The 256-nt window shown below is 37.9% G+C and carries 1 rRNA gene; it reads right to left on the reverse strand.

The annotated features are described in order from the left end of the window. Positions 1–67, reverse strand: a 16S ribosomal RNA gene (locus H5123_RS20425); the annotation flags it as partial. Positions 68–256: the final 189 nt, after the last annotated feature.

The following is a 256-nucleotide window of genomic DNA, read 5'->3' on the forward strand; positions in this document are numbered from 1 at the left end:
GCTCGACTTGCATGTGTTAGGCCTGCCGCCAGCGTTCAATCTGAGCCATGATCAAACTCTTCAATTAAAGTTTTTTGAATCTTACGATTCGGCTCAATGAATTCTGATTGCTTATCTCACCGAAGTGAAACAAGTCTTTGTACATATTACTATGAACATTCATCGTTGCATTGAGTTTAAATTTTTTGATTGCCAACATTCCGAAGAACAGAAGACAATTTCGAATAACTCAATACCTGTGAATGTCCACACAGAT

The organism is Shewanella sp. SR43-4 (assembly GCF_014163845.1).
GTDB lineage: Bacteria > Pseudomonadota > Gammaproteobacteria > Enterobacterales > Shewanellaceae > Shewanella > Shewanella vesiculosa.